The organism is Phaeobacter sp. CAU 1743 (assembly GCF_039839315.1).
Classification (GTDB): Bacteria; Pseudomonadota; Alphaproteobacteria; order Rhodobacterales; family Rhodobacteraceae; genus Phycobacter; species Phycobacter gallaeciensis_A.
The window spans coordinates 19,938-27,574 of record NZ_JBDOQR010000044.1; the positions used below are offsets into that span (position 1 = coordinate 19,938).

The window sequence follows — 7,637 nt, forward strand, 5'->3', positions numbered from 1 at the left end:
TCAATCAGGTTACGTTCATGAAAATTCATCTACTTATGGGGGCTTCGGCCCTCGGGCTTGGCGCATGCGCCTATGAGCCCACCCCGTTGCCGTCCGTCGCGACCCAACAGGCCGTCGCCAACACGGCAGTTTCATCGCTGATCAGCTATCAGGACCCCTTGGCGGGCTACACCTACCGCGGCCCCACAGGTCCCCGCGACTGGCGTTCCGTCAATCAAGAACAGACGGAGGGCAACTGATGCGGGTATCGAAGTTTCCGCTGGTTTTCGGCTTTCCGCTAATCTTGGGTGCCTGTGCTGCAGCTGTACCGGGCATCTACACGGAACCAAAAGCTGGCTTCGCCAACATTTCCAGCCAGGTCACACCAGCCATCGGCAAACGGACAGTCTTCGCCGAAACCCAGGCCGAAAATGAAGCATTGAAAAAGCAAGTGCACGCAATGGTGCACCGCAAGACCATTTCGGCGGACACCGCCGTTCAGGTCGCGCTTCTGAACAACAAGGGTTTGCAGGCGTCATATGCGAATGTCGGCCTATCCGCCGCTGAGGCCTGGCAGCAATCGACCCCGGAAAATCCGATCGTCGCGATCGGTATACTGGGCATCGGTGCGCCCGAACTAGGTGCCTACAGGGCGATCGAGGGACTGATACGGTCGAACGTGCTCGATGCCACCACTCGCAAGCAGCGTACAGCCATTGCAGACGCAAACTTCCGGCAGGCTCAACTGAGCGCCGTGAACGACACACTCGCACTAGCCAATCAGACGCGGAAGGCATGGGTCGATGCCGTAGCTGCCTTCGAGGCCGTGAGCTATCTGCGCCGCGCGAAAGCGACTTCTGACGCCGGATCGGAATTGGCTATGAGGCTGGGTGAGACCGGCGCGCTCAACACAGCCGGGCAGGCCCGTGAACAGGCATTCAATGCCGAACTCGCCGGACAACTTGCCCAGGCACGCTTGAATGCTACCCGGTCCAAAGAGCAGCTGACCAGGCTCATGGGGCTGTGGGGCACCGAAGTCGACTATTATGTGCCCGATGCCCTTCCTGCGCTGCCGCGTTCCGTCGGCCGTGTGACTGACATCGAAGCGAAAGCATTGCGAAATCGGGTTGATCTGCGCGTTGCCAAACTTGGCCTGGAAGCACAGGCCAAGGCGTTTGGTCTGACTGATCAGACTCGCATTCTCAGCGATCTCGAATTCATCGCCGGTTTCGAGGCTGAGCGGGAAATCGAGGACGGAGAAACGGAGACCGTGACCACCCCTCAGGTGGAGGTGGAGTTCGCAATCCCGATCTACGACACCGGGAAGGCACGGATGCGAAAGGCGGAATTGTCGTACCTGCAAGCAGCCAACGTGCTGGCAGAGAGAGCCGTCAACGTCCGGTCCGAAGCGCGTGGTGCTGAAGCCTCCTATCACGCCGCGTATAAGATTGCCCGCCACTATCGCGACGTTCTGGTGCCGCTACGCACGACCGTCGAAGAAGAGGGGCTGCTGTCTTATAACGGCATGATCACCAACACTTTCGAGCTGCTGACAGATGTGCGCGAAAAACTTGGCGCATCGCTGGAAGCGGCAAACGCAAAACGCGAATTCTACATGGCACAGGCTGATCTGACCGCTGCGATCTATGGCGGTGGCGACGGCGGTGGTGCTGGTGGAGAAGGCGCGACACTTGCCGCCGGTGGCGGCGCAGGACACTGAAAGGAACTGACATGTTAAACAGACGTCAATTACTCGGAGCCGGCGCGGCAGGTGCAACGCTGGTCTCTTCCAAAGCCTGGGGTCAGACCCTGAATATGGGTTTGCCCGAAGCGGCGCTGATGGATAGTGCGGCAACGGCGATCACGCCGCGACCGTCCTCCGGTGTAGATTACACACCGGTGGTTACACTCAACGGCTGGACGCTGCCTTACCGGATGAACAACGGGGTCAAGGAATTCCACCTCGTTGCCGAGCCCGTCGAGCGTGAGATGGCCGATGGCATGGTCGCGCATCTATGGGGCTACAACGGTCAATCAACGGGTCCGACAATCGAGGCGGTCGAAGGTGACCGCGTGCGTATCTATGTGACCAACAAGTTGCCGGAAGCGACCTCGGTCCACTGGCACGGCTTGATCCTGCCTTCTGGTATGGACGGTGTCGTGGGTCTCAGCCATCCGGGCATCAAGCCTGGCAAGACATTTGTCTACGAGTTCGATCTCATCAAATCGGGCACCTTCATGTATCATCCGCACGCGGATGAAATGACCCAGATGGCGATGGGCATGATGGGAATGTTCGTGGTCCACCCGAAGGATCCCACGTTCATGCCGGTCGACCGCGATTTCCTGATCATGTTGAACGCCTTCGACATCGACCCCGGAACGTATGTGCCGCGCATCATGACGATGACGGACTTCAATCTCTGGACCTGGAACAGCCGGATCTTCCCCGACATCGACCCGCTGGTCGTAAATAGGGGCGATAAGGTGCGCGTGCGCGTCGGAAACCTGACGATGACGAACCATCCGATCCACATGCACGGCTACGACTTCAAGGTGACGTGCACGGACGGCGGCTGGGTGCCGGAAAGCGCGCAGTGGCCCGAGGTCAGCATCGACATCCCCGTCGGTACGATGCGCGCCTACGAATTCACGGCGGATCATTTGGGCGACTGGGCGATCCATTGTCACAAGTCGCACCACACGATGAATGCGATGGGTCATGACGTGCCTACGTTCATCGGCGTCAACAAGGGACCGCTCACGCAGAAGATCCGCCAGTTCCAGCCGGAATACATGCCGATGGGCACCGCCGGCATGGGCGACATGGGCAAGATGACCATGGAATTGCCAGACAACACCATTCCGATGATGAATGGCTGGGGTCCGCATGGTCCGCTGGAGATGGGTGGCATGTTCTCGGTCGTGAAGGTGCGCGAAGGTATCGGCGCGGACGATTATTCGGATCCCGGCTGGTACGAAAACCCTCCGGGCGAGCAAGCCTACGAATGGACAGGCGAGTTGCCTGAGTTTGCGACCAACAACAGTCCCAAAACCATCCTGACACCGAAAACCACCTCGAAGGGCTGAGGCGGCCCTTCGTTCCTTCAATCAACTGAAACTACAGGAAAAACAGATGAAAAACCTTCTACTGACGACAGCGATGGCCTTTGCCATGATCACTCCAGTCTATGCGGCAGGCACCCACGAGGGCGGTCATGGCCATGAAAAAGCCGAGGCGGGCCACGGCCACGCCGAGATGGCGGCAGGCATGCCGGGTAAGGCGGATGATGTAAGCCGTACAATCGATGTGACCATGCGCGAAACCGACGACGGCACGATGATCTTCGAACCCGCCAGCTTTGACTTCGAGCAGGGCGAGACCATCCGCTTCAACGTCACGAACATGGGCGAGATCGAGCATGAGTTCGTAATCGATGATGTCGCGGGCAACGCCAAGCACAAGGAAATGATGGCGGCCATGGACATGGAGCACGACGATCCCAATTCGGTGCGCCTGGACGAAGGCAAGTCGGGCGAGGTCATCTGGACGTTCTCCAACGCAGGTACTTTCGAATTCGCCTGCCTGATTCCCGGCCACTACGAATCCGGCATGCACGGGCCGATCACTGTCAGTGAAACGCAGGCCTCGGCCGAGACCGTGTTGGCACAGGCGGACGTCGAATACACCAAAGGCACGATCAAGAAGGTCGATGCGGAGGGCGGCAAGGTCACAATTAACCACGGCCCACTCGTAAATCTCGACATGCCCGCGATGACGATGGTGTTCCGCGCCGATGAAGCGATGCTCGCCAAGATGTCCGAAGGTCAGGAGATCGAGTTCGTCGCGGAACCGGTGAAAGGCAAATTGACGGTCACTCAACTGAAATAATGACTACCGGCGGGGCCAGGGCATGCGCTTTGGCCCCTTCAGATCGAGACCAAGCTTGAGCGACAAAAGGGGCCGCTGAAAGCTTTGCGCTGCGGAGTAGTTTATTATGAAGACCTTCACCCTGATTTTTTCGCTCGCCCTAGCGTTGGCGTTTTCAACCCTATCGTTGGAAGCCTCCAGCGGCAAAGGCCAGCAACCTCATGCGCGTGCATTCGAAGTGCCCGGCCATGATCCGATCGGGAAACCCGGTGATGGCTCCTCGATCGACAGGACGATTGAAATATCCGTCAGGGAGACCGCAAGCGGCTACATGCTTTTCGAGCCGGACGCGATCCAGATTGAAAGCGGCTCGGTTGTCCGGTTTTCAATCAGAAATACCGGCGCATTGAATCACGAGTTCTTTCTCGGTTCCTTTGACGAGGTCGCAAAACATCAGCAATGGATGCGCGAACATCCCGATATGCAGCATGACAGCGCCAACTCGGTTTCGATCCCAAGTGGACAAAATGCCGATTTGATCTGGGAGTTCTCCGATGTGACCAGCCTGGAGTTTGCATGCTTGATACCCGGCCACCGGGAGGCGGGCATGTGGGGCGTCATCATCGTCCACGATCACCTCGCGCCGAAATCCAAGGGTTAGACTTTTCCATGTCACTCTTGGACAGGTATCACCTGCTTGTACACGACGTAGCTGCCGCCTTTGGGTACGACTACAACGATGTCACGCCAGACTGGGTGCACCCGTTCATTCATCTCATACTGGTCTTGGCGCCTGCGCTGCTGATCACCGTTGGCTCATATCTTGCTATTCCCGGCATTCTGAAGCTTTGGAAGTACCGCAGCACGCCTGCGATCCACCCAGAGCCCATACGAGGGCTCGAAGGAAGTCTTTTCAGCACCGTCTTGCGCTATTCAAGAAGGCAGCAGGCGTTGATGATCGTGGTTAGCCTCATCGCGATGCCTATTCTCTATCTGACCCTGGAACTGCCAAAACAGATCGTGAACAACGCTCTGGATTCCGACCGTTTCCCGATCGTCGTTCTGGGACGAGACCTCGATCAGGTCGTTTTCCTCATACTTCTTTGCGGTCTCTATCTTCTGGCGATCATCCTGAATGGGTTAAACAAATATGGCCTAAACGTCTTCAAAGGGTATGTCGCGGAGCGTTTTCTGCGGCGCTTCCGCCTGCTGGTCTATCGGCAATGGCGCAGCGATCCAGACTCCGGAAACCAAAGCGAGATCGTCCCTATTCTCGCACAGGAAGTCGAGCCCATCGGTGGCTTCGCGGCAGATGTCCTTACGCTGCCAATCCTGCAAGGCGGTACGCTTCTGACGATCCTGTTTTTCATGTTCGTTCAGGACCCTGTCTTGGGTGCCGCCGCACTGACGGTACTGCCAATTCAGCTCGTGCTGCTGCCCAAGCTGCAACGGCGGGTCAACGCGCTTTCACGCACCAGGATCAAGGAGGTCCGACAGCTTGGCAGGCAGCTCAGCGATCAATTGCGCGAACGGCAGGTCAATCCGGCCGGGCTGCTGCCAGTAAGCGCAAGTTTTAGAGAGCTTGAGCACGTGCGCAGGAAGATTTTCCGTCTGAAGTTCTTCATCAAGGCCCTCAACAATTTTCTGACCGCGCTGACGCCATTCCTGTTCTACTCTCTGGGTGGATATTTCGTCATCGAAGGGCGGATCACACTCGGCGCGCTGGTGGCCGTCCTGGCAGCGCACAAGGACTTCTCGGCACCGCTGAAGGAACTTTTCCGCTACTATCAGACCTTGGAAGACACCCGAATCCGGTATCACGAAATCACGGCTTTTTTTGCCGGGTCAGGCCACTCGTCCGAAGTGGCCCAGGCAGATGACAGTACGCTGGAAAAGGTCAGCCAATTCGAGCAATCGCCGCTCAGAAAAACGACTTTGCCTTTCGAGGGGCATGGAGACCTCGCTTCACAATGAAGGAGTTTGATAGCATGAAATGGGCAGCAATATTTTTTGCTCTGATCGCCGTTTCTGCGGCAGGATGGTACATCCTGCAGCCGACCCACTCCCAGACGAGTACTCAGACGGACGAAAGAATGTAAGCGCTGTCGCCACCCCACGCCTGTTCAGCTTGACGGGGTGAAGTTCCAAGGTAGCAGCTCGTCGATCCTTCTGGCCGGGTGACCGGCGGCGATGGCTTCCAGGGTCGCCTTCAAATAGGCAAAGGGCTCGACGCCGTTGATCTTCGCGGTGGCTATCAGGGAGGCGATGCGAGCCCAGGTGCGGCCGCCCTCGTCGTGGCCGGCGAAGAGTGCGTTCTTTCTTGTCAGGGCGATCGGGCGGATCAGGTTTTCGACGGCGTTGGAGTCCATCTCGACGCGGCCGTCGTGGAGGAAGGTCTGCAGGCCGCCCCACTGGCGGTGGATGTAGGTCAGCTTCTCGCCGAGGCGCGACTTAGCCGAGATACGCAGACGCTGTGCCTGCAGCCAATCACCGAACTCGGCCACGGGGGGCGCGCTGCGGGCCTGACGGGCCGACAGACGTTGGCCCGGGCCCATGCCCCGGATCTCGGCCTCGATGCGGTAGAGCTCAGCGATACGGCGCAGGCCCTCGGCGGCGATTTCCGAGCCGTCGCGGTCGAAGACCTCCTTCAGCTTGCGCCGCGCATGCGCCCAGCAGTGGGCCACCGTGATCGGCGCGCCGCCCTTGCGGGACGGGCGCGTCAGCCGGTCATAACCGGTGTAGCCGTCGAGCTGCAGGATACCGTCGAAGCCCTGAAGGATCTGTTCCGCGTGGGCGCCGGCGCGGCTGGGCTGGTAGGTGAAGACGACACCGGGCGGGTCTTCTCCGCCCCATGGTCGATCATCGCGGGCCAGGGCCCAGAGGTAGCCGGTCTTGGTTCGGCCGCGTCCGGGGTCGAGGACCGGAGCCGTGGTCTCATCCATGAACAGCTTTCCGGAGGACTTGATGCGTTCCGCCAGCCGGTCGACCACGGGGCCGAGGTGGAAGGCGGCGGTGCCTGCCCAGTCCGCCAGGGTGCTGCGGTCGACTTGGATGCCGGAGCGCGCCAGGATCTGGCCTTGGCGGTAGAACGGCAGGTGGTCCGCGAACTTCGAGACCAACACATGAGCGATGGCGCCCTCGGTCGGCAGACCGCCCTCGATCAGCCGGGGCGCGGCCGGCGCCTGGGTGACCCCGTCCGAGCAAATGCGGCAGGCATACTTCGGCCGGATGTCGACCAGCACACGAAGCTGCGCAGGCACGATGTCCAGACGTTCGGTCCGATCCTCGCCGATCTGGTGCATGCGGCCGCAGCCGCAAGGACACTCAAGGCTCGCTGGTTCGATGACACGCTCGATGCGCGGCAGGTCCGCGGGCAGATGGCCGAGATTGCGCTGTCGTGTCGCGCGCGGGGGCTGGGTAGAGGGGGCGGCCTGCTCCCTGCGGGTCTCGACCTCGGCGACGGCGGTTTCCAGGTCTTCGAAGGCAAGCTGCCGGTCGTCATCACTCAGCTTCTCGGACCGTTTGCCATGCACGACATGGTTCAACTCGGCCACGAGATGCTCGAGCCGCCGGTTGGCTTCCTTCAGGGCGCCGTTTTCCTGCAGAACCGCCAGAACGGCGGCGCGCTGGCTCTCGGGGATCGCGGACAGGTCGATGGGCGGGGCGTCGGGCATGGCTGGATTATACCGGGCCCGGGGCGCCGATGCCCGGTTATTCAATAGGCCGAGTCACTCTGCCACAGCCGGTCGGCGCACCTCCAGAGATCGAACCCGGCGCCAATCCAAAC

Annotated in this window: 7 protein-coding genes; 6 read left to right on the forward strand and 1 reads right to left on the reverse strand. The window is 59.8% G+C overall.

The window, feature by feature from the left end; translation table 11 throughout:
• Window positions 1–17 precede the first annotated feature (17 nt).
• The 6 genes from AAFO90_RS16295 (at window position 18) to AAFO90_RS16320 (ending at window position 5,824) form a co-directional block, all read left to right on the forward strand.
• Complete coding sequence (locus AAFO90_RS16295) at window positions 18–239, forward strand: hypothetical protein (protein WP_223865963.1); 222 nt, start codon at window positions 18–20, stop codon at window positions 237–239.
• Entirely contained in the window at window positions 239–1,699 is a 1,461-nt protein-coding gene (locus AAFO90_RS16300; protein ID WP_347510047.1) for a TolC family protein, read from the forward strand. The genes AAFO90_RS16295 and AAFO90_RS16300 overlap by 1 nt, the downstream gene beginning before the upstream one ends.
• Window positions 1,700–1,710: 11 nt before the next feature.
• On the forward strand, window positions 1,711–3,069 hold the full coding sequence (locus AAFO90_RS16305; protein WP_347510048.1) for a copper oxidase: 1,359 nt from the start codon (window positions 1,711–1,713) through the stop codon (window positions 3,067–3,069).
• A gap of 46 nt (window positions 3,070–3,115) precedes the next feature.
• Window positions 3,116–3,871, forward strand: a complete 756-nt coding sequence (locus AAFO90_RS16310) for a copper-binding protein (RefSeq protein WP_088636196.1) — start codon at window positions 3,116–3,118, stop codon at window positions 3,869–3,871.
• 106 nt (window positions 3,872–3,977) lie between these two features.
• The gene (locus tag AAFO90_RS16315) at window positions 3,978–4,511 is read left to right on the forward strand and encodes a plastocyanin/azurin family copper-binding protein (protein ID WP_088636197.1); all 534 of its coding nucleotides are present in this window, start codon (window positions 3,978–3,980) and stop codon (window positions 4,509–4,511) included.
• An 8-nt stretch (window positions 4,512–4,519) separates the two neighbouring features.
• Window positions 4,520–5,824 carry an ABC transporter transmembrane domain-containing protein gene (locus tag AAFO90_RS16320; RefSeq protein ID WP_347510049.1) on the forward strand — a complete coding sequence of 435 codons (1,305 nt, stop codon included), beginning with the start codon at window positions 4,520–4,522 and terminating at the stop codon, window positions 5,822–5,824.
• Window positions 5,825–5,973: 149 nt separating this feature from the next.
• On the opposite strand, the gene AAFO90_RS16325 is transcribed toward AAFO90_RS16320, so the two are convergent.
• On the reverse strand, window positions 5,974–7,524 hold the full coding sequence (locus tag AAFO90_RS16325; RefSeq protein ID WP_347510050.1) for an IS66 family transposase: 1,551 nt from the start codon (window positions 7,522–7,524) through the stop codon (window positions 5,974–5,976).
• Between the last annotated feature and the right edge of the window lie 113 nt (window positions 7,525–7,637).

Bases quoted from the DNA above. Each gene is read 5' to 3' on its own strand.
- AAFO90_RS16295 (WP_223865963.1), top strand. From the start codon at position 18: ATGAAAATTCATCTACTTATGGGGGCTTCGGCCCTCGGGCTTGGCGCA.
- AAFO90_RS16300 (WP_347510047.1), top strand. From the start codon at position 239: ATGCGGGTATCGAAGTTTCCGCTGGTTTTCGGCTTTCCGCTAATCTTG.
- AAFO90_RS16305 (WP_347510048.1), top strand. From the start codon at position 1,711: ATGTTAAACAGACGTCAATTACTCGGAGCCGGCGCGGCAGGTGCAACG.
- AAFO90_RS16310 (WP_088636196.1), top strand. From the start codon at position 3,116: ATGAAAAACCTTCTACTGACGACAGCGATGGCCTTTGCCATGATCACT.
- AAFO90_RS16315 (WP_088636197.1), top strand. From the start codon at position 3,978: ATGAAGACCTTCACCCTGATTTTTTCGCTCGCCCTAGCGTTGGCGTTT.
- AAFO90_RS16320 (WP_347510049.1), top strand. From the start codon at position 4,520: ATGTCACTCTTGGACAGGTATCACCTGCTTGTACACGACGTAGCTGCC.
- AAFO90_RS16325 (WP_347510050.1), bottom strand. From the start codon at position 7,524: ATGCCCGACGCCCCGCCCATCGACCTGTCCGCGATCCCCGAGAGCCAG.